The 23,420-nt window shown below is 63.3% G+C and carries 18 protein-coding genes; 14 read left to right on the forward strand and 4 right to left on the reverse strand.

The genetic code is table 11. The features are described 5' to 3' along the window. The 3 genes from otsA to RW095_RS27860 all read left to right on the forward strand — a co-directional run bounded on the left by otsA (nt 1) and on the right by RW095_RS27860 (nt 4,015). Complete coding sequence (gene otsA / locus RW095_RS27850; protein WP_317022002.1) at nt 1–1,410, forward strand: alpha,alpha-trehalose-phosphate synthase (UDP-forming); 1,410 nt, start codon at nt 1–3, stop codon at nt 1,408–1,410. Between the two features lie 109 nt (nt 1,411–1,519). Beyond that, complete coding sequence (locus RW095_RS27855; RefSeq protein ID WP_317022003.1) at nt 1,520–2,683, forward strand: AAA family ATPase; 1,164 nt, start codon at nt 1,520–1,522, stop codon at nt 2,681–2,683. A gap of 264 nt (nt 2,684–2,947) precedes the next feature. Further along, nucleotides 2,948–4,015, forward strand: a complete 1,068-nt coding sequence (locus RW095_RS27860) for a glycosyltransferase family 4 protein (RefSeq protein WP_020065944.1) — start codon at nt 2,948–2,950, stop codon at nt 4,013–4,015. 342 nt (nt 4,016–4,357) lie between these two features. On the opposite strand, the gene RW095_RS27865 is transcribed toward RW095_RS27860, so the two are convergent. The 3 genes from RW095_RS27865 to RW095_RS27875 all read right to left on the reverse strand — a co-directional run bounded on the left by RW095_RS27865 (nt 4,358) and on the right by RW095_RS27875 (nt 6,268). Further along, nucleotides 4,358–4,945: a BPSL1445 family SYLF domain-containing lipoprotein gene (locus RW095_RS27865; RefSeq protein WP_317022004.1), complete on the reverse strand. Its 588-nt coding sequence runs from the start codon at nt 4,943–4,945 to the stop codon at nt 4,358–4,360. Nucleotides 4,946–5,296: 351 nt separating this feature from the next. After that, a complete protein-coding gene (locus tag RW095_RS27870) occupies nt 5,297–5,749 on the reverse strand; it encodes a hypothetical protein (RefSeq protein ID WP_317022005.1) in 453 nt (150 codons plus the stop codon). Between the two features lie 225 nt (nt 5,750–5,974). After that, a complete protein-coding gene (locus tag RW095_RS27875; RefSeq protein ID WP_128591853.1) occupies nt 5,975–6,268 on the reverse strand; it encodes a PsiF family protein in 294 nt (97 codons plus the stop codon). Between the two features lie 443 nt (nt 6,269–6,711). On the opposite strand from RW095_RS27875, the gene RW095_RS27880 reads away from it, so the two are divergent. Beyond that, complete coding sequence (locus RW095_RS27880) at nt 6,712–7,008, forward strand: YciI-like protein (protein ID WP_317022006.1); 297 nt, start codon at nt 6,712–6,714, stop codon at nt 7,006–7,008. A gap of 568 nt (nt 7,009–7,576) precedes the next feature. Next, nucleotides 7,577–8,980, forward strand: coding sequence for a transposase (locus tag RW095_RS27885; protein WP_317022007.1), 1,404 nt, complete (start codon nt 7,577–7,579; stop codon nt 8,978–8,980). Between the two features lie 107 nt (nt 8,981–9,087). Here RW095_RS27885 and RW095_RS27890 read toward each other — a convergent pair whose 3' ends face one another. Further along, nucleotides 9,088–10,665 (reverse strand): mannose-1-phosphate guanylyltransferase/mannose-6-phosphate isomerase, encoded by a 1,578-nt coding sequence (locus RW095_RS27890; protein ID WP_317022009.1) that lies wholly within the window; start codon nt 10,663–10,665, stop codon nt 9,088–9,090. A gap of 658 nt (nt 10,666–11,323) precedes the next feature. Between RW095_RS27890 and RW095_RS27895 the strand changes: the two genes are divergently transcribed. The 9 genes from RW095_RS27895 (at nt 11,324) to RW095_RS27935 (ending at nt 23,377) form a co-directional block, all read left to right on the forward strand. Continuing rightward, entirely contained in the window at nt 11,324–12,721 is a 1,398-nt protein-coding gene (locus RW095_RS27895) for an undecaprenyl-phosphate glucose phosphotransferase (RefSeq protein WP_317022010.1), read from the forward strand. Nucleotides 12,722–12,750: 29 nt separating this feature from the next. Next, nucleotides 12,751–14,199 (forward strand): UDP-glucose dehydrogenase family protein, encoded by a 1,449-nt coding sequence (locus tag RW095_RS27900; protein WP_317022011.1) that lies wholly within the window; start codon nt 12,751–12,753, stop codon nt 14,197–14,199. A 57-nt stretch (nt 14,200–14,256) separates the two neighbouring features. Then, a complete protein-coding gene (locus RW095_RS27905) occupies nt 14,257–14,712 on the forward strand; it encodes an arsenate reductase/protein-tyrosine-phosphatase family protein (protein WP_317022012.1) in 456 nt (151 codons plus the stop codon). Beyond that, entirely contained in the window at nt 14,706–15,947 is a 1,242-nt protein-coding gene (locus RW095_RS27910) for a polysaccharide biosynthesis/export family protein (protein WP_317022702.1), read from the forward strand. Before RW095_RS27905 ends, RW095_RS27910 begins: the two co-directional genes overlap by 7 nt. A 232-nt stretch (nt 15,948–16,179) precedes the next feature. Then, entirely contained in the window at nt 16,180–18,378 is a 2,199-nt protein-coding gene (locus RW095_RS27915; protein ID WP_317022704.1) for a polysaccharide biosynthesis tyrosine autokinase, read from the forward strand. A gap of 56 nt (nt 18,379–18,434) precedes the next feature. Further along, complete coding sequence (locus tag RW095_RS27920; RefSeq protein WP_317022705.1) at nt 18,435–19,367, forward strand: glycosyltransferase family 2 protein; 933 nt, start codon at nt 18,435–18,437, stop codon at nt 19,365–19,367. 75 nt (nt 19,368–19,442) lie between these two features. After that, nucleotides 19,443–20,627: a glycosyltransferase gene (locus RW095_RS27925; RefSeq protein WP_317022013.1), complete on the forward strand. Its 1,185-nt coding sequence runs from the start codon at nt 19,443–19,445 to the stop codon at nt 20,625–20,627. Nucleotides 20,628–20,690: 63 nt separating this feature from the next. Next, nucleotides 20,691–22,151, forward strand: coding sequence for a glucose-6-phosphate isomerase (locus RW095_RS27930; RefSeq protein WP_317022014.1), 1,461 nt, complete (start codon nt 20,691–20,693; stop codon nt 22,149–22,151). Continuing rightward, entirely contained in the window at nt 22,148–23,377 is a 1,230-nt protein-coding gene (locus tag RW095_RS27935; protein ID WP_128592320.1) for a glycosyltransferase family 4 protein, read from the forward strand. Before RW095_RS27930 ends, RW095_RS27935 begins: the two co-directional genes overlap by 4 nt. Nucleotides 23,378–23,420: the final 43 nt, after the last annotated feature.

The raw sequence follows: 23,420 nt of genomic DNA on the forward strand, positions 1-23,420 counted from the left end.
ATGGGCCGACTGATCGTCGTGTCGAATCGCGTCGCAACGCCGACGGAAACCAAAGGATCGGCGGGCGGGCTCGCCGTCGGCGTGTTCGGCGCGCTCAAGGATGCCGGAGGCGTGTGGTTCGGCTGGAGCGGCGACGTGGTTAGCGAGACCGTCGCCAATGCCGGGCCGACGCTCGAACAGGACGGCGCGGTCACCTTCGCGACGGTGGGTCTTACGCGCAAGGACTACGACCAGTACTACCGCGGCTTCTCGAACGCGACGCTGTGGCCGGTGTTCCACTACCGCAACGACCTCGCGCGCTACGAGCGCGAGGAGTATGCAGGCTACCGCCGCGTCAACGCGTGGCTCGCGCATAAGTTGATCAAGCTGCTCGAGCCAGACGACGTGATCTGGATTCACGACTATCACCTCATCCCGTTCGCGGAAGCGCTGCGCAGCGAAGGCATCACGAACCGCATTGGCTTCTTCCTGCACATTCCGTTTCCGGCGCCGCAGATTCTGCTCAACATTCCGCCGCACGAGGAGTTGGTGAAGTCGCTGTCATGCTACGACCTGCTGGGCTTCCAGACCGCGACCGATCAGGAGGCGTTTCACGATTACGTCACCCGTCACGCGCGCGGCTCGGTGTCGAACGGTCTCGTCGAAGCGTTCGGCCGCAAGCTGCGTACGGGCGTCTACCGCATCGGTGTGTTTCCGGACGAGATCGCAGAGCAGGCAAAGCGCTACGAAAGCCGTCAGCACGTGCTCGATCTGAAGCAAAGCCTCGAAGGCCGCAAGCTGATCATGAGCGTCGACCGGCTCGATTATTCGAAGGGGCTCGTCGAACGCTTTCGCGCGTTCGAGCATCTGCTGGAACGTTCGCCCGAGTGGCGCGGCAACGTCACGCTCGTGCAGATTGCGCCGCCCACGCGTTCGGACGTCGCCACATACCAGAAAATCCGTCAGGATCTGGAGTACGAAGCAGGGCGCATCAACGGGCGCTATTCGGGCCTCGACTACACGCCGATCCGCTATCTGAACCAGCAATACGACCGCTGGAAATTAATGTCGCTGTTCCGCGAGTCGCAGATCGGCTTCGTCACGCCGTTGCACGACGGCATGAACCTCGTCGCCAAGGAATATGTCGCCGCGCAGAATCCCGACGATCCGGGCGTACTCGTGCTGTCCATTTTCGCGGGCGCCGCGGCTGAGCTAACAGGCGCGTTGCTCGTGAATCCGCACGATGCGATCGGCATGTGCGAGGCCTTGCAGCGCGCGCTGCAAATGCCGCTCGACGCGCGTCAGCGGCGTCACGAGATCAACATGGCGGCGCTGCGCAAGAACGATCTCGGCGTGTGGCGCGACAGCTTCCTGCGTGACTTGCGCAGTGTGCCGCTGCAGAAGCCGGCCGTGGGCGGCGGGCATAAGTAATGAGCGGTCCGAAACGGGATGTCACGCGCGCATGCCGGCGGGGCAAACGGGGCACGCGAGGTAGCGGGGTACCTGCGGCCTGCCGGACATCGTATCCACGGGTGGCCGCGTGCTGACCGCGCTCGCCATCGCCGGATACCGGTCGTTGCGCGAATTGATCGTGCCGCTTGGGCGGCTTAACGTCATCACAGGTGCCAACGGCAGCGGGAAGTCGAGCGTCTATCGTTCACTACGTTTGCTAGCCGATACGGCGCGTAGCGGCGTGATCACGTCGCTCGCGCGCGAAGGCGGCTTGCCGTCCACCTTATGGGCCGGCCCGGAGCGTTTTTCCCGAGGCATGCTGAGCGGCGAATTCGAGGTTCAAGGCACGACCCGCAACTCACCGGTGAGTCTGCGGCTCGGCTTCGCTGGCGACCAGTTCAGCTATGCAATCGACCTCGGCTTGCCGCATCCGGGTACAAGCAGGTTCGTGCTCGATCCCGTCATCAAGTGCGAGTGCATCTGGAGTGGACCGGTGCTGCGGCCGTCGGCGTTGCTGGTGGACCGGCAAGGAGCGGCGCTGCGCACGCGCGACGAAAACGGCGACTGGCAGACGGTCCCGCAACCCGTCGCGAGCTTTGACAGCATGATGACCGAGTTCGCCGACCCGCGCGGTGCGCCGGAGATGATCGCGGTGCGCGAACAGATTCGCTCGTGGCGCTTCTATGACCATTTCCGAACCGACGTCGACGCGCCCGCGCGCCCGCCGCAAATCGGCACGCATACGCCGGTTCTCTCCGACGACGGCGCGGATCTCGCCGCGGCTTTGCAAACCATTCGCGAGATCGGCGACCCTGTTGCACTCGACGCCGCCATCGACGATGCGTTTCCCGGCTCGCGGCTTGACGTCGCGACACAAGACGGCCGCTTCGAAGTCCTGATGCAGCAGCACGGCCTGCTGCGTCCGCTAAAGGGCGCAGAACTGTCAGACGGGACCTTGCGTTATTTATTGCTGGTGGCCGCGCTGTTGACGCCGCGTCCGCCCGCGTTGCTGGTGTTGAACGAGCCGGAAACGAGTTTGCATCCGGACCTGTTGCCGGCGCTCGCACGGCTGATCACGCGGGCTGCCGCCCACTCACAGGTGCTTGTCGTCTCGCATGCGGCGCGGCTGATCGCGGCACTCGAGCGCGAAGACGCGAGCGAGTCGATCGTGCTCGAGAAGCATTTCGGTGCAACGCGTCTCGCCGATGCCGAAGAGCGCGATATACCGCCGTGGAAATGGCCGTCGCGTTGAGGCCGAAAACGTATGAGCGGCCCTCATATTTCGATGTCCCGTGCGATGTAAGCTGAATGTAACAGCGCCCAAAAAATGCAATACCGGGCGCTTTTTAGCGCCTGCCAGGGAATAATGCTCCGATGCCTGTGGCGCGCGCGCCGGCCTCAGCGCATTAATCGAAAGACGGAAGACCTGCTTCCCGGTCCGGCGCCGCTAACAAGGCGGTATGAACCGGGCCGCCGCACAAGCCAGCGCCGCAACCGTCAGTTCACGGAGACAACTATGAAGATTGCGCAGATCGCCCCCTTGACCGAATCGGTGCCGCCGAAGTTATACGGCGGCACGGAGCGCGTCGTGTCGTACATCACCGAGGCGCTCGTCGAACTCGGCCATGACGTGACGCTGTTCGCAAGCGGCGACTCGGTGACGAGCGCGAAGCTGGAGGCCGTGTGGCCGCGCGCGCTGCGCCTCGATCCCGGCATTCGCGACCGCGTGGCGCCGCACATGCTTCTGATGGAACTCGTGCGCCGCCAGGCCGAAGAGTTCGATGTCCTGCATTTTCACCTCGACTATTACTCATTCTCGGTGTTCAAGCGGCAGGAGACACCGTTCGTCACGACCATGCACGGCCGCCTCGATCTGCCCGAGCAACAGCCGGTGTTCGACACATTCAACACCGCGCCGGTCATTTCGATTTCGAACGCGCAGCGCCATCCGCTGCCGCAAGCGCGCTGGCTGACCACGGTTTATCACGGCCTGCCGGAGAAGCTTTATACGCCGCAGCCGGTCGAGCAGAAGTACCTCGCGTTCCTCGGGCGCATTTCGCCTGAAAAGCGCGTCGACACGGCTATCCGCATTGCTGGGCGTTGCGGTATGCAGATCCGCATCGCGGCAAAGGTCGACACCGCGGATCGCGAATATTTCGAGCGTGATATCAGGCCGCTATTGGACTTGCCGCACGTCGAGTTCATCGGTGAGATCGCCGATCATCAGAAGGCCGAATTCCTGTCAGGCGCCCATGCACTGCTGTTTCCGATCGACTGGCCCGAGCCGTTCGGCCTCGTCATGATCGAGGCCATGGCTTGCGGCACGCCGGTCGTCGCGTTCAATCGCGGCTCGGTGCCGGAGGTGCTCGAAGACGGCTTGACCGGCTTTATCGTTGAAGACGAGATCGGGGCGGTGGCGGCGGTCAACCGGCTGCACAAGATGCCGCGTGCCGGCGTGCGTCAGCGCTTCGAGGAGCGCTTCACATCGCACCGGATGGCGCAGCAATATGTGGATGCGTATCAGTCGGTGATTCGCGCGCAAAAGCGTTCGCGTTTCAAGGTGGTGGACAGCTCGGGGCGTTGATTGTCGCGAGCGGGGCGCGCAGACGGTTCAGCACGATTGGCCACCGGGCCAACGTGCGCACTTGCGCATTACGAGAAGCTCATGCCTGGTCTGCGCACCGTTTGCCGGAACCGTAAGTTGAACGCATGAAAGGTGGGCAAGGGGTGGGCAAGGCCGGCCTCCGCGACGGAGCCGGCCTGTCGTGAGATTTCCGCGCACTGCGATGCCTTGCGCGGTTCACACTGCGCAAGCCCCGCGTCCAACCCGGACACCGTTGCGGGAATCAGGCGAATCGGACGCGCAGCCGCATACGTCCGCGGGCGGTTGTTCGTGATGCGAGGCCGCTGGTCCGCCGCCAGATTCTCAGATCTTCAGGCGCGAAACCTTTGTGCCCTGCAACGACAGATCACCCATCAGGCCGGTATTGGTCAGCACGAATACCTCGACAGGCGCCGTAGCGGTGTTGGTGTCGATCGCGCCGTTCGCCCCCATCTTCACGAGCGCGACCGAAGCGTCGGCGCCTACCGACCAGCCGTCGGCATTGCGGAATTTGTCGAGCGCGTCCTGCGTCATGAACAGGAAGATGATGGCCTTCGACTGTGCGCCGGCCTGCAAGCCGAACGAGCCGGAAATCGTGCTGTAGTAGCCCACCGTGCTGCCGCCCACGCGCAGCGAGCCTTCGCCGTACTGCCCGCCGACGATGAAGCCGGCCTGCAGGACCGACGGGAACACGAGCACGCCGCGCGCCTTCGAGACGAGTTCGTGTGAACCCTTCACGGTCGTGTAGAGACGCGACAAGGTGCCGTCGACGCTGGCGTCGATCGACTGACGTTTGGACGCGTCGGTGGCCGGTGTGTCGTGGCCGCCCTTGTTGGTGGTACAACCGGCAAGTGCAAGGCCTCCGAAAGCGAGCGCAGCGGTAGTCTTCATCATGAAGTGTCGTCTTTGCATCGTTTTTCTCCGTATGGTTCCGGGGCGCAGCCGCGGAAGTTGCGGGGCTGCCTTCTGAGTTATATCACACGGCACGCCAAAAGGCGCCCTCGCACGTATAGGCGAAAAGCCTTATGCGGCGGGGCTTTGCGGGGGATCGAAAAAGACGCGCTGTAAATCTGACCGGCTGCCGCAACGAGGCTCGCGGGGCGCAGAAAGCGTGATCGAACGGGCTCATGGCGTCGCGGATTCGCTTGCGGGTTGTCGAGCGGCGGGCGCACGGAAACCCATGCAGATGCCAATTTTTACCGATTCGGATGCCCTGCGATTCGCGTCACGATCGAACGAAAAGTGTTGTCTCGACGCCGCACACTATCCGCCGTGGTTAGCCGGGCTCTTGACCGCCGGCGGGCGCCTGAGTGCGCGCCGCACCCCGCCGATCAGCACACCCACGGCAAGCAGCGTGAGCGCCGGCACGATCCAGTAACCGACGAACGCATGCCACAGATAAGCCATCAGGGTAGAGCGGCGCACGCTGTATTCGTTGCGGGCGTCCTGCTGGCGCGGCGCGTTGGCCGCAAGCACATCGGCCGGGCAACCGGCGGCTTGCGCCTCGTCGGGCTTGCCGTGGCAGCGGGCGGGGGCGCCGGCGGCACGCTGTGCGTCGGTGAAATTCCAGGTGGTCAGCGCGCGCTCGAGGTCGACGGCGTTGTAGGCCATCTCCTCGCGAATCTCGCTGACTGCAACGATCGCCACGGGCACGGCCCAACATACGATGACGACCAGCCACCGCCTCAACCAGCGGTTTTTATGCTTCGATACCATCCTTGCCTCCAATCGATGCTTTTCGGCATCAACGACAAGATGGCGGCCCGTATGGATATTGTGTGGGGTGGGCCGTCTCCGCAGCCATCATAGAAGAAAAACGGCGCGTTCGGGCGGCGGCACGGAGAGGGGCGGGGAAAGCGGGTACGTGAAAAACGCAGACAGCATATTGCGAGGATCGGGCGCCGCGCGAGGCACGCGGCGCTTTCCGGCAATGCCCGCAGCTTAGTTAGCCGGCGCGGATGACAGGCAGCTCTTCATGAACGTTTTGCGCTCGTCGCCTTTCTTGCCGGTGGCTTGCACGTTGCACGCCTTCATCTTGTCCTGCTGGCTCATGGGTGCGGCAGCCGGCTTCGCGGAAAGGCAGGTTTTCATGAACGCCTTGCGCTCGTCGCCTTTCTTGTCGGCGGCCTGCTTGTTACAGTCCGCCATCTTCGTTTGCTGGCTGTTCTCTGCAAACGCGGGCGAAGCGAGGACGGTGCCGAGTACCAGTGCAGCGATTGCGGATTGAAATTTCATGTGACACTCCATCGGTGTAAAAACGTTTTGGTCTTCCTGCACGCGGGCGTCGACGCATCCGGCCCTCGGCAAGTCCATTATGGCAAATGCTGTCTGCATCAACGGCCAAAACCGCGTTTGCGCTGACATGCGCACCCGCGCGTTTTCCCTGATGAAGCAGCGATTGCGGCATTCGCGGAATTCAAAAGGCGCAATCGCCGACCGGCCATTATGTTATGCATTGCAGATTAATCCACAAATGCAGTTGGGGCTGTAAATCGGGCTGTTGCCGCCGCGAGTGCCGGAATGAGAAAAATTCGCGCTGCATTGACTTTTTGCTGCACCCGCACACGAATGGCAATTGGTAAGGAAATCCGAACGGAAATGCTGAAATCTATCTCCCCCGCAGCCGTGCGCATTGGTGCGCCGATGCTGTCGTGTCAGACCAACCAAAGGAGCATGCCATGCACTACCTGTTGACCTATGATCTTGTGCCGGACTATCTCGAACAGCGCGGCGCTCACCGCGAGCAGCATCTGAAACTTGCGTGGGCTGCGGCGGAGCGCGGGGAACTGCTGCTCGCCGGCGCGTTGAACGAACCCGTCGACACTGCCGTGCTGCTTTTCACCGGCGAGTCGCCCGCAGCCGCCGAGGCCTTTGCCAAGGCGGATCCGTACGTGCAAGCCGGCCTTGTGACACGCTGGCGCGTGCGCGAATGGACGACCGTGGTCGGCGAGGGTGCAGCCAGTCCCGTCCGTTAGAAGACGCCGACGTACGCGCGGGCGAGGTGTTTCGCCCGCGTTGTCGGTAAGACGCGGGAAGGCTTTCTTGCCACATCGATGTCATCGATCGTTGGCACCGTGCACTCGATGCGCTCACAACGAACCGGCCCATGCGGCCGTGCAAAGATTTAGCAAGATTTCGAGTGCCGTCGTGCTGCCGAATTCGTATTGGTTATTCGCGGCTTTTTCGAATTCTCAGGCTCGCTACAGAAAAACCGGTGCTATCGCAGCAAGCATTTCCGTTACGGCCTGACGTGAAAAGATGGAATGCACAAGAGAAGTTTGTTTCTATCCGTAACACTTGTCGCAACGATATTCACGCAAACCCTGATGATGGTATGCTTCGTGCACAATTCTCCCATGCACGAGTGAGACCACGTTCTGTGCTTCGCAATAGGGACAAACCGCACTAATACAGGGCGGTATTGATCACCAGACAGAACGTACAAAACATATTTGTGCAACCGAGGGTTACACACGGATCGTGAAAGTTGAATCCGTGGTCAGCCCAAAGCCGCGGCCCGGCCAGGCTGCGTGGAGAAAATCCATGTTTTTCGATGAGCTAAGCAATGACGAATGGGCGCTGCTGGCAGCGCTTGTCTCAGATGAGCCGGCCGTCCGTCTGAACCGACGCGGGCGGCCCCGCGCCGACCCACGTGTCGTGGCCAATGCAGTGTTGTGGATCCTGACCACCGGAGAGCCTTGGTCGAAGCTGCCGGGCCGGTATCCGTCGGGTCCTACTTGCCGGCGCCGCTTTGAAGAATGGCAGTTGAACGGCACGCTGCTCGAGATGGTTCGGCTTCTGTCCAGGACCGGGCGCACGTTCGCGTACGTCCCTCAACCTACGCCGCTGGTTGCGGCCAAGCCTGTGGCCAAACCGGCGGCGCAGGCGGCAGAAACCTCAAGATCGCGCGACGAGGCTCCGCGTGGTGTGTCGTGGAAAAGCCCCGAGTCCTGGCAGGCGCCCGGCACGAGCGGCAACGCCGCGAATGCGCTGCACGCGGCTCTGCCGTCTCACGCGCGCGACTGGCGTTCTGCCGATCCGTTTGCGGACATCACACGTCAGTTGGCGGGTATCGACAATGTCGCACCAACCGAACAGTTCGCACCGTACACACCATCGGCACCGTCCGCACCCTATGCACCACGGGCTGTAGCGCGCGCGCCGGCCTTTCCGACGCCCTCGGTCGCCTACGCGCCGCGCCCTGCGCTGCGCGTGGACTTGCGCGCAATGGGCGAAGCCGGTGCGGTTGGCGCCGCCATGCAGGGCTTGGATTCCGCGATTGCCTCGGCGCGCACGATGCCCGCAGCGGCGTTGCAGCGCAGCCCGCTGCCGGCGAGTCTCGCACCGCGTGGCCGGCAAGTTGCCGAGCGGCACGGCTATCTGATCTATGTCGCCGCCGAGCGCGTGCCTAACGAGATGTATCGCGCATGGGCGGAGATCATGATGGACGGCAGGCGCGTCGAGCGTTCCGGCCTCGTCGGTCCGCGTTTCGCCGATCCTCAGGCCGCCGAGCAGTATGCGTTCGAGTGGGCGGCGCAGTGGGTCGATCGCGAGTGCCGCACGCTGGCCGCAGCGCAAGCCGCGCCGCAGGCTCGCGCGCCGCAACCGCATGCAACGCCAATGCAAGCGCACAAGCCTGCCTATGCGCCAAATGGACCAGCAAGCCACGCGCCGAATGCTGCGGCGCCGGCTCGTCCGTTACCCGGCATGCGTCATTTGCCGGAGCCGGTCGCCGCGCATCATGGCGCGCCGTTGCATGGTCCTCTGAATGCGTTTCGCGGACCGCTGCGGCGTTATCCGGGCGAACCGGCCGCGGTGACCGCGTCAGGCCCGGTGAATATCCCAAATGCGGTGGATGCTGCGGACGCGGCAGCACATGCGGTCACCGAGCGCGAACCAGCAGAGCGTTATCCGTCATACACAGAACTCATCTCCCACGCGGGATGAGCATGCAGTACCCCGCGGCTGTCGGAGCAACCGCCGCAGGTTTCCGCTTCATTCGCTGTGATTCAGGGCTGTGCCTGCAAGTAACTTCGCGTACGTGATTCAGTGCTTCACTGGCGTCCGTATGTGTCGTCGAAGCGCACGATATCGTCTTCGCCGAGATACGAACCGGATTGCACCTCGATCATTTCAAGCGGCATCTTGCCGGGATTCTCAAGACGGTGCGTGACGCCTAGCGGGATATAAGCCGATTCGTTTTCGGAGACGATAAAGCGCTCTTCACCTCGCGTGACGAGTGCGGTGCCGCGCACGACAATCCAGTGTTCCGCGCGGTGATGATGCATTTGCAGCGAGAGGCGAGCGCCCGGTTTCACGACAATGCGCTTGACCTGGAAGCGCTCGCCGGTGTCGACTGAATCGTAATTGCCCCACGGGCGATGCACCTTGCGATGATTGGCCGCTTCGAGGCCGCCCTCGCTGCGAATGCGCGCCACGACCTTCTTGACGTCCTGCACGCGCGATTTGTCCGCGACGAGAATGGCGTCGGCCGTTTCGACTACGACGAGATCCTGCGTGCCCACGCAGGCAATCAGGCGTCCTTCCGAATGGGCAAACGTGGAAGATGCGCCTTCGAACATCACGCGCCCGCGGCCGACGTTCTGCTCGGCGTCTTTCTCAGAGATGTCCCAGATCGCATCCCATGAACCCACGTCCGACCAGCCCGCCTGCAAAGGCATGACGATGCCCGAGGCGGCGGTCTGATCGTGGCCGAGTTGCTCCATCACTGCATAGTCGATCGAGTTGGACGGCGACGCGCTGAACGCATCGCGCTGCAGGCGGAAGAAATCGCCATCCGATTTGCCGCCCGCATAAGCCGCGTCGCACGCTTCGTAAATGGCGGGCTGAAAGTGGCGGATCGCCTTCAGCCACGTCGACGCTCGCATGATGAAAATGCCGCTGTTCCACCAGTATTCGCGCGATTCGACGTAGCGCTGCGCAAGTTCGAGGTGGGGCTTTTCGACAAAGCGGTCGAGCTTGTGCGCAGTGATCGGAGCGTTCGCGTCTGCGTTTGCGTTGGCGGCATCCTGTGCCTGCGTTTCATCAGGATTGCCAGGCGTAGCGATAGGCGCGCCGATCCGGATATAGCCATAGCCCGTTTCCGCGCGGGTCGGCACAATGCCCATTGTGACGATATTGCCCGCCGCCGCGTGCTGCACGCCTGCGGCGACCGCTGCATGAAATCCGTCGATGTCGGTCACCGCATGATCCGCGGGCATCACGACCATGATGCCGTCCTCGTCCTGCGCGGCGATTGAAAGCGCGGCCACGGTCAGCGCAGGCGCCGTATCGCGGCCCACGGGTTCGAGAATCAGCCGAGTCGGTTTGCCGCTCGTGCGCAACTGCTCTGCGGTCGTGAAGCGCTGTTCCTCGTTGGCCACCACGACGAGTTGCCCGGTCAGCGGATAGCCGGCCTCAAGGCCGTCGAGCCGGCGTGTGGTGGATTGCAGCAGCGAATCTTCGCCGAGCAGGCCGATCAACTGTTTCGGGTGCTGTTCGCGCGACATCGGCCACAACCTCGTGCCGGAGCCGCCCGCCAGAATCACGGGATGGACCTTGAGTTTGACGTGCGCGGACGTCGCTTGCGTGGACCGGGTGTCGGCGGACGTGGCCGTAACCGGAGCTGTCATGATGGACTCCTCGGGGGCTGGGTGAACGCATCGAGTTTTATCACGAAGGGCGAAATCAATAAAAGCGCGTTAAATGGAAACTATATAAAGCGCGCTATAAATTCAATGTCTCGTGAACAAGGAATGTCACCGCTGCTTTTCCAAAAATAAAAATTAAGCGAAAAAAACAGCCAACGCATTTTTTTACGCTGACGCATGGACGAGACTATCGGTCGAAGCGGTAGGACGCCAACAAGATTCGAGGCCGAGCAACGCCGTGAACGGGCGAAACGCAACCAGTTCACACCGCCATACCGCATATTTTGCGGTAAAAGATACCGAATAAATTGCATAAAAAACATAGAATTTTTGACCGATACATTTTGAGATTTTTGCGGCCTTGCGAAGCGAATTTTAATAACGCTTTATCTATACCTGCAGAAGGACATTCACTCATTCCGAGACACGTTTTTCGCTGCGGCCGAGCATCCGGTTGGCAATGCGGGGAACGGAATTGCAATTAGCACGGCTTCAATCGGTTTCGCGTCGGGCAGTTATTTGCCAACGCGAATACCGGCGTTGTGCGCGCTGCTGCCGGATCGAAGAGGCCGCGTGATTCGAACCCACCAGCCGACTAACCAACGGCATGGCACTTGACTGACGAACTGAGGGGCAGCACATGCTGAGCGTTCTATCGAGAATCATCGACATCGCGATGGTCGCGCTCGGCGCCGCGATCGCGGCGGCCGTGCACAGCGGGGAAGCGGTGTGGCTGGACGATATGCAAAGCGTGTCGCTCGCCTTCGACGTCCTGCTCGTGGTGGTGTTCTTTCCGGCGCTCGGCATCTATCAGTCGTGGCGCGGCAAGCCTCTGTACGACCTGCTGTGCCGCGTCGCGGGCGGCTGGGCGATGGTGGAAGTCACCGGCGTGCTGATCAGCTTCAGCCTGCATCGCGCGGATAGTCTGTCGCGGCTGTGGCTCGTGTATTGGGCGGTCGTCACGATCGTGCTGCTGATCGTCACGAAGGTGATCGTCTATTCGATTCTGCGCGGACTGCGCCGCGAAGGTTTCAACCAGCGCGCGGTGGCGATTGTCGGCGGCGCGCCGTATGGGCGCTTTCTGATCCAGCAGATGCGCAGCCGTCCGGACGCGGGCTTCAGCCCGGTAGTGGTGTTCGACGGAGACGCCACCATCAACCCTTACGAAGACCCGGATACGTCCGACGCGATCGAAGGCGTGCCCGTGGAGCGGGACTACCAGCGCATGATCGAGCTCGTGCGTCAGCGCGCGATTCGCGAGTTATGGCTCGCACTGCCGATCTCGAAGGAGAAGGAGATCCATCGCTTCGTGATGGATCTGCGCAACGACTTCGTGAACATCCGCTTCATTCCGGATGTGCGCAGCCTGACTCTTTTCAATCAGCCGATGGTCGAGTTGCTCGGCGTGCCGGCGATCAATCTGGCGGCGTCGCCGATCACCGATTTGCGCGTGCTGCCCAAGCGCATCTTCGATCGGCTCTTTGCGCTCGCCGCATTGACCGCGCTCGCTCCGTTGATGCTCGTGATCGCGGCGATGGTCAAGCTCAGTTCGCCAGGTCCCGTGTTCTTCCGCCAGAAGCGCAAGGGCATCGACGGGAACGAGTTCGAAATCTACAAATTCCGCTCGATGAAGGTGCACAAGGAAGAGGCCGGCAGGATCACCCAGGCGACGCGGCGCGACCCGCGGATTACCGCTGTCGGCGCGTTCCTGCGCCGCACGAGCCTCGACGAACTGCCGCAGTTCATCAACGTGCTGCGCGGCGAGATGTCGGTGGTCGGGCCGCGTCCGCATGCGCTCGAACACGACGACATCTACAAGGACCTGGTGAAGGGTTACATGCACCGCTACCGGATCAAGCCGGGCATCACCGGGTGGGCGCAGATCAACGGCTATCGCGGCGAAACAGACCGCATCGAAAAGATGATGGGCCGGGTCAAGCTCGATCTGTACTACATGCAGCACTGGACCTTCTGGCTCGACATCAAGATCGTCGTGCTGACGCTGTGGAAGGGCTTTGTCGGCAACAACGCATATTGAACCAACTCCAATTTCCTGCGAGGTAATACATGAACCTGACGATCATCGGTAGTGGCTACGTAGGCCTCGTAACGGGAGCATGTCTGGCCGACATCGGCCACGACGTCTTCTGTCTCGACGTCGATCAGCGCAAGATCGACGTGCTCAACAACGGCGGCGTGCCGATCCATGAACCGGGTCTGCAGGAGATCATCGCGCGCAATCGCAAGGCCGGCCGCCTCACGTTCTCCACCGATGTCGAAGCGGCGGTCGCGCACGGCGACATCCAGTTCATCGCGGTCGGCACGCCGTCGGACGAAGACGGCTCCGCCGATCTGCAATACGTACTCGCCGCCGCGCGCAACATCGGCCGCCATATGACGGGCTTCAAGGTGATCGTCGACAAGTCGACGGTGCCGGTCGGCACGGCATCGCGCGTGCGCGAGGCGGTCGCGCAAGAGCTCGAGAAGCGCAATCTCAATCACATGTTCTCGGTCGTGTCGAATCCCGAGTTCCTCAAGGAAGGCGCGGCGGTCGAAGACTTCACGCGGCCCGACCGCATCGTGCTGGGTTGCGACGAGGACGTGCCCGGCGAAAAAGCGCGCGAACTGATGAAGCGCCTCTACGCGCCGTTCAACCGCAACCGCGAACGCACGCTCTACATGGACGTGCGCTCGGCGGAATTCACCAAGTACGCGGCGAACGCAATGCTCGCCACGCGCATCTCGTACATGAACGAGCTCGCGAATCTGGCCGATCGCGTGGGTGCCGATATCGAGGCCGTGCGTCGCGGCATCGGCTCCGATCCGCGCATCGGCTACGACTTCCTGTATGCGGGCTGCGGCTATGGCGGTTCGTGTTTTCCGAAAGACGTGCAGGCGCTGATCCGCACGGCCGCCGATCACAACGCCAACCTGCGCATTCTCGAAGCGGTGGAAGCCGTCAACGATACGCAGAAGAAGGTGCTTGCGCAGAAGATCGTCGCGCGCCTCGGCGAAGACCTGTCGGACCGCACGTTCGCCGTGTGGGGCCTCGCGTTCAAGCCCAATACCGACGACATGCGCGAAGCGCCGAGCCGTGCGCTGATCGCCGAGCTGCTGCGCCGCGGCGCGCGCGTGAAAGCCTATGACCCGGTCGCAATCGACGAATCGAAGCGTGTGTTCGCGCTCGATCTGAAGGACGTGCCGCAGCAGTACGCACGCCTTCATTTCGCGAACGAAGAGATGGAAGCTGCCGAAGGCGCCGACGCGCTCGTGATCCTCACCGAGTGGAAGGTCTTCAAGAGCCCCGACTTCGACGCGCTGAAAGCGATTCTGAAGACGCCGCTCATTTTCGACGGCCGCAACCTGTATGAACCGGACACGCTGCTCGAACTCGGCATCGAGTATCACGCGATCGGCCGTCAGCATGCGTTGCGCAATGCGCCCGCGCGAGTCGGCGCAAACGGCCTGCCGCTCACGCCGGCGGACGCGCTCGCGGCAGCGGAGGCGGGCCACTAGGCCGGCTCGCAGGTCGCTTGCATGCTGAACCGCCGCGCATCTTCACGGAGCCCCGACATGTTCGCCAATGTTCTGATCGTGTGCCACGCCAACGTCTGCCGTTCGCCCGCCGCCGAAATGCTGTTCAAGGCACGCCAGGGCGCGCGCGCGCATGCGTCGGCGGGGTCGATTGCGTTTCATTCGGCGGGCGTGCGGGCGATGAACGGTCACGGCATGGACCCGGTCATGCGACGCCTGCTCGCCGAGCGCGGCGTCGCCTCCGGAACGCATCGTTCGCGGCGTCTTGACCGGCAACTCGTGCGGTCCGCCGATCTCGTGCTCGTGAGCGAGCGCGCGCAGGTGAGCGAAGTCGAAGCGCTCGATCCGGCTTCGCGCGGCAAGGTCTTCCCGCTCGGCAAGTGGGAAGACGTGCCCGACGTCGCCGATCCGCACGGCGGCGAGGAATCCGCTTACAGGGAGAGTCTCGTGCTCATCGAACACCTGGTCATGGGATGGCTGAAAAAAATATGCTGATGAAAATACACGCTACACACGCAATCGCGAACCGCAAAGCAAACCTCAGAGCGAACCTCAAAGCCAGGTTCGCCGCCACGCTGCTGCTGACGTCGTTCCTGACGGCCTGCGCCACCGCACCGGGCAACTATCTCGACACGTCGCGTCTGAAAGACGACGGCCAGCACGAGAGCCAGCCCGCGGAAACCTATCCGGTCCATGTAATCGACGCGAGCGTCGTCGCTGCGCAAGCCCAAGCCGAAGCAAGCGCGCCGCCGCGCCCGCTGCCCACGTCGACCTTCAGCGATCCGTCGCAATACGTCTACCGGCTTTCGCCGCAGGACATTCTCGGCATCACCGTGTGGGATCACCCTGAACTGACCACGCCGCAGGGCAGCACGCTGTCGGCGGGCGGCACCAGCACGCAGACCATCGCCGGCGCGTTGCAGCAGCCGTACACGGCAGCGCTGCCGGGCCAGGCCGATCCGTACGGCCAGACCATCGCTGCCGACGGCACTATTTATTTCCCGTTCGTCGGCCGTATCCGGGCTGCGGGCAAAACCGTCGGCGAACTGCGCGATCAGCTCGCGAGCGGCCTCGTGCGCTTTATCCGCAATCCACAGGTCGACGTGCGCGTGCTGTCGTACCGCGGCCAGAAAGTGCAGGTCACGGGCGAAGTGAAGACGCCGGGCCCGCTCGCGGTGAGCGACGTGCCGCTCACGCTGGTCGATGCGCTGACGCGCTCGGGCGGCACGACTGCCGACGCCGATATCCAGCGCGTGCGCCTCACGCGCAACAACAAGCTCTATGTACTCGATGCGAACCGCATGCTGGATGCCGGCGACACCACTCAGAACGTGATGTTGCAAAACGGTGACGTGATCAACGTGCCGGACCGCAGCAACAGCCGCATCTTCGTGATGGGCGAGGTGAAGACGCCGATCCAGCTGCCGATGCTCAAGGGCCGTCTCACGATTGCCGACGCGCTCACGCAAGCGGGCGGCATTCTCGACACGGATGCCAATCCGCGCCAGATCTTCGTGATGCGCGGCATGCGCGAGCATCCGACGACGCCGGACGTGTACCGCCTCGACATGACACAGCCCGACGCAATCATGCTGTCCGCGCAGTTCCAGTTGCAGCCGATGGACGTCGTGTATGTGGGCACCGCTGCATCGACCACGTTCAACCGTGTGTTGCAGCAGGTGTTGCCGAGCGTGCAGACGCTGTTCTACCTGAAGCAGCTCACGCGCTAAGCGCCTGAGCCGCGACAGGCCCGCGCCGCGCCATCCTCCGATGGCCGCGGCGCGGGACCGAGGCGAAGCCAGGAAGCAAACGCACGAAACGAGCACATCAGCAGACACATAAGCAGACAGATAAGCAGACAGATAAGCAGACAGATAAGCAAACGCCGAAGCAGATGCACGCACGCAACCGCAAAAGCAACCGATACGGGATCGAATCGTGAGCAATCAAATCTCTCCACACATCACCGGTCCGCTCAGGACCGAAGAAGAGGACGTCGTTCTCGGGCAACTGTTGCAAGTGATCCTCGACGACATCTGGTGGCTGATCGCAATCGCCGCGGCGGTCGTCGCGATTGCCGGTGCGTACTGTGTGCTCGCCAAACCGATCTATTCGGCCGATGCGCACGTGCGCGTCGAGCAGGCCGACAACACGTCGCAGGCGCTCACGCAGACGCAGACCGGCGCCGCGATCACGAGCGGCTCGACCTCGCTGCCGACAGACGCCGAGATCGAAATCATCAAAAGCCGCGGCGTCGTGGGTCCTGTGGTCGAGCAGATGAAGCTGAACTTCAGCGTCACACCGAAGACGCTGCCGCTTCTCGGCAGCATTGCCGCCCGCATGGCGACGCCCGGCGAGCCGGCGCGGCCATGGCTCGGCCTGACGTCGTATGCGTGGGGCGGTGAAGTGGCCGACATCGATTCGATCGACGTGCTGCCCGCACTCGAAGGCCAGAAGCTCACCATGAAGGCGCTCGACGGCGGCCGTTACGAACTGCATGCGGAAAACGGCGCGCTGCTGCTGCGCGGACAAGTCGGGCAGCAGGCGCAGGGCGGCGGCGTGACGATGCTGGTGAACAAACTGGTCGCGCGTCCGGGCGAGGAATTCACGGTGGTCCGCGCGAACGATCTCGACGCGATCAGCGCGTTCCAGTCGGCAATCAACGTGCAGGAGCAGGGCAAGCAAACCGGCGTGATCCAGATTTCGCTGGAGGACAAGAATCCCGAGCATGCCGCGCTCGTCGCCAATGCGCTCGCGCAGTCATACGTGCGCCAGCATATTTCGAACAAACAGGCCGACGCGAGCAAGATGCTCGACTTCCTGAAGAGCGAGGAGCCCCGCCTGAAGTCGGACCTGGAACGCGCCGAGGCCGCGCTGACCGCGTATCAGCGCCAGTCCGGCTCGATCAATGCGAGCGAGGAGGCGAAGGTGTACCTCGAAGGCAGCGTGCAGTACGAGCAGCAGATCGCCGGCTTGCGTCTGCAGATGGCGCAGCTCACCGAGCGCTACGGCGACGACCATCCGATGCTCAAGGCCGCGCGCGAGCAGATGGCCGAGTTGCAGGCGCAGCGCACCAAATACGCGGACCGCTTCCGCGATCTGCCGGCCACCGAAGTGAAAGCCGTGCAGTTGCAGCGCGACGCGAAGGTGGCGGAAGACATCTACGTGCTGCTGCTCAATCGCGTGCAGGAGCTTTCGGTGCAGAAGGCCGGCACGGGCGGCAACGTGCATATCGTCGACGCCGCGCTGCGCCCCGGCGCGCCGGTCAAGCCGAAGAAGGCGCTGATCCTGTCGGCGGCCACGATCCTCGGGCTGATCGCGGGCACCGGCTTTGTGTTCCTGCGCCGCAATATGTTCAAGGGCATCGACGACCCGGAGCACATCGAGCGCGCGTTCCATCTGCCGGTGTTCGGGCTCGTGCCGATGAGCGCGGAGCAGACGCTGCTCGAAAACGGCTTCCAGCGCGGCGGCGAACGCCTGCGCTCGGTGCTCGCGAATGCGCGTCCCAAGGACGTCACGGTCGAGAGCTTGCGCAGCCTGCGCACGTCGATGCAGTTCACGATGATGGACGCGAAGAACCGCATCGTCATGCTCACGGGCCCGATGGCAGGCGTCGGCAAGAGCTTCCTCACGGTCAACCTGGCGGTGCTGCTCGCGCATTCGGGCAAGCGCGTGCTGATGATCGACGGCGACATGCGCCGCGGTGTGCTCGAACGCTTCCTCGGCGGCACGCAGGATAACGGCCTGTCGGAACTGCTGAGCGGCCAGATCTCGCTGGAGGAGGCGATTCGCGCGTCGGAGATCGAGAACCTGACTTTCATTTCGTGCGGGCGCCGTCCGCCCAATCCGTCCGAGCTGCTGATGTCGCCGCGTCTGCCGCAATACCTCGACGGTCTCGCGAAACGCTACGACGTGATCCTGATCGACACGCCGCCGGTGCTTGCGGTGACCGATGCGTCGATCATCGGCGCGTATGCCGGTTCGACCTTCTTCGTGATGCGTTCGGGCATGCATAGCGAGGGCGAGATCACCGACGCGTTGAAGCGTCTGCGCGCAGCCGGCGTGCACGTGCAGGGCGGCATCTTCAACGGCATGCCGGCGCGGGCTCGCGGCGGCTACGACCGCAGCTACGCGGCGGTCCAGGAATATCTGAGCACCTGATCGGGCAGGAGCACACGACGATGAATGACAAAGGACATCGCAATAAGGACATCGCAATGAAAGTGACGGTACTGGTTCCGACTTACCGCCGCCCGGCCGACCTCGCGCGCTGCCTCGCGGCGCTGCAACGGCAGTCGCGCGCGCCCGATGAAGTCGTGATGGTGGCGCGCGCCGACGACGAGGCAACCCATATGTGTCTGCGCGATCCGGCGGTGCCGGGCATGCTGCCGCTCTCGGTAGCGCTGGTCGAAGCGCCTGGCCAGGTCGCGGCGCTCAATCGCGGACTCGACGCCGCCAACGGCGACGTGATCGCGATTACCGACGACGACGCCGCGCCTCATCCCGACTGGGTGCAACGCATAGCAGCCGCGTTTGAGAGCGACGCCCGGCTCGGCGCGCTCGGCGGGCGCGACTGGGTGCACGAAAAAGGCCGCGTGCTGGACGGCGAGCGGCCGTTGGTCGGCAAGGTCACGGCACACGGCAAGATCATCGGCAACCATCATCTCGGCGTGGGCAGCGCACGCGAAGTCGACATTCTGAAGGGCGCCAACATGAGCTACCGGCGCGACGCGGTGCGCAACATCCGTTTCGACGCACGGCTGCGCGGCGCGGGCGCCCAGGTTCACAACGACATGGCGTTCAGCCTCGCGGTGAAGAACGCCGGCTGGAAGCTGATGTACGACCCGCGCGTCGCGGTCGATCATTTCCCCGCCGAACGTTTCGACGACGACCGGCGCGACGCGCAAACCATGGCCGCGTTGCGCAATGCCGCGTTCAATTTCCATCTGATCCTGCGCGACCAGCTGCCGCCGTTGCGCCGCGAAACCGCGTGGTGGTGGTGGACGCTCGTCGGCACGCGTGTTTATCCGGGCCTCACGCATGCGGCGCTAGCGCTCGTGTCGAAAGAGGCGCGCCTGAAGCTGTCGCGCTGGCGCGCGGTGCGTACCGGCGCGCACGAAGCCCGGCGCGCGCTGTCGCGCACCGCCTGAGCGGCGGCCAATGCAACGGGCGCGAGCAGCACGCAGCGCCTCACACGCTACAGCATCGGCAAAGGGAGTGTCTGCATGAGTACGAAGGTCCACGTTCATCTGTTTTACGGCGCCGATCCGCGTTTCTATCGACCGGGCGACAACATCGGTTGTCTGTACGGCTATCACCACGCCGAATCGGACGCCTTTGCGCTCACCTATTCGCAGGACGCCCGCGAAGGCAAGCCGATGCGGCTCGTTCGGCGCGCTCTGAAGGCCGCGCTCGGCTTCGACTTCATTCATACGTGGCGCAATCGCGCGGAAATGCTGCGCTCGGATGTGATCTGGACGCACACCGAACAGGAATGGCTGTCGGCCGCGCTGATGCTTTTGCTGAGCGGGCGCAAGGCCGGCGCGGACTCTTCGCCGCTTTTGCTCGCGCAAAGCGTGTGGCTGCTCGACAAGTGGCCTTCGTATGGAATCGTGCGTAAATGGCTGTATCGCAAGCTGATGACTCGCGCCGATCAGCTGACCACGCTCGCGAGCGAAAACGCTGCGTTATGCAACCGCTATTTCAATCGGGACGCGAAGCCGCTTCTCTATGGTTTGAACACGCGCGACTTTCCGGTTAAAGCGCCGACCGAATGGAAGCCGCATTCGCCGATTCGCATTGCCGCGATCGGCAACGACCGCGACCGCGACTGGGACACGCTCATCAAGGCGTTCGGCAACGACGCGCGCTACACGGTGAAGCTCGCCACGCGGCGCCGCATTCCCGCGTCGCTGCGCGCGCCGAACGTCGAAATCGCGCTGTTTTCGGGCATCAGAAAACAGCACGAACTGTATGACTGGGCCGATGTGATCGTCGTGCCGTTGCGGCCGAACACCCACGCGTCGGGCATCACCGTGATGCTGGAGGCGGCGGCAGTCGGCAAGCCGATGGTCGCTACCGACGTCGGCGCCTTGCAGGACTATTTTCCGGCGGGCGAGGCCGCGTACATTCCGCCGTTCAATGCGCCTGCGTTGCGCGATGCGGTCGACCGGCTCGCCGCCGCGCCGATAGACGCATTGCGGCAGGCGCAGGCAGCGGCTGCCGGTTTGCTGTCGCGCGATCTGACCACGCAGCACTACGCCTTGCAGCATGTGCGCATCACGCAGGAGATGCTCCGCGCTCGCGGCGCCGCTGCACGCGGCCGCGTGGCGCCTTCTGCCGACGCGGACAAGGCGGTGGGCGCTCGTGGTCAACGTAGCGCCGCGCAAGAACCGCGCGGGGGCCTCTAAGCGATGTCGACGTTTCCGCGAGCAGACCTTCCGCCCACACCGGGCATGCCGGGTGGTCCTGGCATGCCCGGCACCGTACGCGCGCCGCGCACCGCGTCGCGCAAACGCCGCGAGTGGCTGCCCGCGGCCATGCTGTGGCTGGTCACGGCCGTGCTGATCGTCGCGCATCAGGGCACGGTGCTCACGCTCGCGTTTCCGGTCCTCGCAATCGCGACGGGCCTGTGGCTCTACTTCAAGAGCCCGGCGCGCTATATCGGCTTTATGTGGTGGCTCTGGTTTCTGAGCCCGGAAGTGCGCCGTCTCGCCGACTGGTCCAAAGGTTCGTTCACGCCGACGAGCCTGATCCAGGTCGCGCCGCTCGCCGTTACGATGATCAGCGCGTTATCGCTCGTACGCTACTACAGGCTGCTCGGACAACGGCGCGGCCTTCCGGTGCTGCTGATCCTGCTCGGGCTCGTCTACGCCTATCTTGTCGGCGTGATTTCGAGCGGTCCGCTCGCGGCCACCTACGACCTCGCGAACTGGCTGTATCCGATTCTGATCGGCTTTCACATCATGGCCAACACGCGCCAGTATCCGCTGTACCGCGACACCATCGTGAACACGTTCATCTGGGGCATGCTCGTGATGGGCGGCTACGGTCTGATCCAGTTTTTCATCATGCCGCAGTGGGACGCACTGTGGATGCTCGGCTCGCAGATGAACTCGCAAGGCGACCCTGTGCCGATGGGCGTGCGCGTATTCAGCACGATGAATTCGTCAGGGCCGTTCGCGTTCGCGATGATGGGCGCGATGGTGTACGTGATGGCGGCCACGCACCGCGTGCGCTGGGTCGCCGCGGCGCTCGGTTTCTTTTCGTTTGCTTTGAGCCTCGTGCGCTCCACATGGGGCGGCTGGGTCATCGCGTTGCTGATCCAGCTGATCAAGTCCAACAACAAGGTACGGGTGCGTATTGTCGCGAGCGCGGTCTTGCTCGCGGGACTGTGCGTGCCGCTCCTTGCCGTCGGTCCGGTGGCCGAGCGGATGCAGGCGCGTTTATCGACCATCGTCAATCTGAACGACGACCAGAGCTACGCGGCCCGCAACGAGTTCTATGCAACCTTCGCGAAAACGGCCTTTACCGATGTCTCCGGCGAAGGCATGGGTGCGACCGGCACCTCGACCAAGCTCTCGAACGACGGCGGCCAGCTCGGCCAGTACGGCAACTTCGACAGCGGCGTGATGAACATCCCGTTCGTGCTTGGCTGGCCCGGCACGCTGCTTTACATGTCCGGCATCGTCTGGCTATTGACGCGCGCCGTGCTTGCGTCGTTCAGGCTGCGCAACGACAAGTACGTATCGGCTTGTCTGAGCCTGTGCCTTGCGACTTTCGCGATGCTCGTGTTCACCAATTCGCTGGTCGGCACTGGCGGGCTGCTGCTTTTCATGAGCGTTTTTTCAATTCTTTCCGCGGTGCATTACGAAAAAATCAACCGCGCCGGTACGTTATTCCGCACGCAACTTTTCCACGGAGGCACTGATTGAGAGTCGCCATTGTCACGCACGTTGTGCGCCATAACGACGGCCAGGGGCGCGTCAACCACGAGATCGCGCGCGCGGCGCTCGACGAGAATATCGGCGTCACGCTGATCGCCTCGCACGTGGCGCCCGATCTGCTCGTTCATCCGAATGTACGCTGGGTGCCGATGAAAATCGGCCGCTGGTGGCCGACCAATCTGCTACGCCAGCAGGTGTTCGCGTTCAAGAGCGCGATGTGGCTGCGCTCGCATCGCCGCGAATACGACGTGCTCCACGTGAACGGCTTTATCACGTGGATGCCCGCCGACGTCAACACGTCGCACTTCGTGCATAGCGGATGGCTCGGCAGCAAGTACTACCCGTTCGGTCTCACGAAGGGCGCATGGTCCGCGTACCAGTCGGTGTATACGCGCTGCAATGCGTTGCTCGAGCGCTGGGCCTACCGGCGCTCCAAGGTCATCACGGCGGTGTCGCAAAAGGTCGCCGATGAAATCCGCGCGATCGGCCTCACGCCGGATAACCGTGTGGACGTGATCTACAACGGCGTCGATACGCGCGGCTTTGCCGCGGCCACCGGCGATCGCGCGAAGTTCGGTTTACCGCAAGACGCATTCTTGCTGCTGTTCGTCGGCGATCTGCGTACTCCGCGCAAGAACCTCGGCACCGTGCTGGCCGCGCTCAAGCATTTGCCCGAGCACGTGCATATCGCGGTGGCGGGTTTTCTGCCGGGCAGTCCGTATCCGGACGAGGCGAAGGCGCTCGGCATCGCGCATCGCGTGCACTTTCTCGGGCTCGTCAAAGAGATGCCGGTGTTGATGCATTCGGTCGATGCGTTCGTGTTTCCGTCGCGTTACGAGGCAATGAGCCTGTCGCTGCTCGAAGCGATGGCGGCCGGGCTGCCGGTCGTGACCGCGCGTACCGCTGGCGGCGCGGAGATCATCACGCCGGAATGCGGGATCGTGCTCGACGATCCGGACGATCCGAAGGCGCTCGCGGGGGCGGTCGCACGCCTCGCCGCCGATGACGACGCGCGTCGCAAGATGGGCGTGGCCGCCAACGAACTCGCGACCGGTTTCGGCTGGGCGCGCATGGCCGCGCAATATATCGCGCTGTATCGGCAGATCGAAGGGCAGCAGAAGAATCGCCGGCGCAAAGAAGCCGAGGCGGCAGTGGTTGCGAAGACCGACGCGCTCACGCTGAACACGCTGGCCGGACACAAGCGCGTTGAATGACGCGACGTGCGACCGTTCACCACAACTCACCGGATACAAAGAG

Origin of the sequence: Paraburkholderia kirstenboschensis (assembly GCF_032806925.1) — a bacterium.
GTDB lineage: Bacteria > Pseudomonadota > Gammaproteobacteria > Burkholderiales > Burkholderiaceae > Paraburkholderia > Paraburkholderia kirstenboschensis.

Coding starts and splice junctions, on each gene's coding strand:
- RW095_RS27885 (WP_317022007.1), top strand. CDS start 7,577: ATGTTTTTCGATGAGCTAAGCAATGACGAATGGGCGCTGCTGGCAGCG.
- RW095_RS27895 (WP_317022010.1), top strand. CDS start 11,324: ATGCTGAGCGTTCTATCGAGAATCATCGACATCGCGATGGTCGCGCTC.
- RW095_RS27875 (WP_128591853.1), bottom strand. CDS start 6,268: ATGAAATTTCAATCCGCAATCGCTGCACTGGTACTCGGCACCGTCCTC.
- RW095_RS27900 (WP_317022011.1), top strand. CDS start 12,751: ATGAACCTGACGATCATCGGTAGTGGCTACGTAGGCCTCGTAACGGGA.
- RW095_RS27920 (WP_317022705.1), top strand. CDS start 18,435: ATGAAAGTGACGGTACTGGTTCCGACTTACCGCCGCCCGGCCGACCTC.
- RW095_RS27890 (WP_317022009.1), bottom strand. CDS start 10,665: ATGACAGCTCCGGTTACGGCCACGTCCGCCGACACCCGGTCCACGCAA.
- RW095_RS27925 (WP_317022013.1), top strand. CDS start 19,443: ATGAGTACGAAGGTCCACGTTCATCTGTTTTACGGCGCCGATCCGCGT.
- RW095_RS27930 (WP_317022014.1), top strand. CDS start 20,691: ATGCCCGGCACCGTACGCGCGCCGCGCACCGCGTCGCGCAAACGCCGC.
- RW095_RS27910 (WP_317022702.1), top strand. CDS start 14,706: ATGCTGATGAAAATACACGCTACACACGCAATCGCGAACCGCAAAGCA.
- RW095_RS27905 (WP_317022012.1), top strand. CDS start 14,257: ATGTTCGCCAATGTTCTGATCGTGTGCCACGCCAACGTCTGCCGTTCG.
- otsA (WP_317022002.1), top strand. CDS start 1: ATGGGCCGACTGATCGTCGTGTCGAATCGCGTCGCAACGCCGACGGAA.
- RW095_RS27860 (WP_020065944.1), top strand. CDS start 2,948: ATGAAGATTGCGCAGATCGCCCCCTTGACCGAATCGGTGCCGCCGAAG.
- RW095_RS27865 (WP_317022004.1), bottom strand. CDS start 4,945: ATGCAAAGACGACACTTCATGATGAAGACTACCGCTGCGCTCGCTTTC.
- RW095_RS27870 (WP_317022005.1), bottom strand. CDS start 5,749: ATGGTATCGAAGCATAAAAACCGCTGGTTGAGGCGGTGGCTGGTCGTC.
- RW095_RS27880 (WP_317022006.1), top strand. CDS start 6,712: ATGCACTACCTGTTGACCTATGATCTTGTGCCGGACTATCTCGAACAG.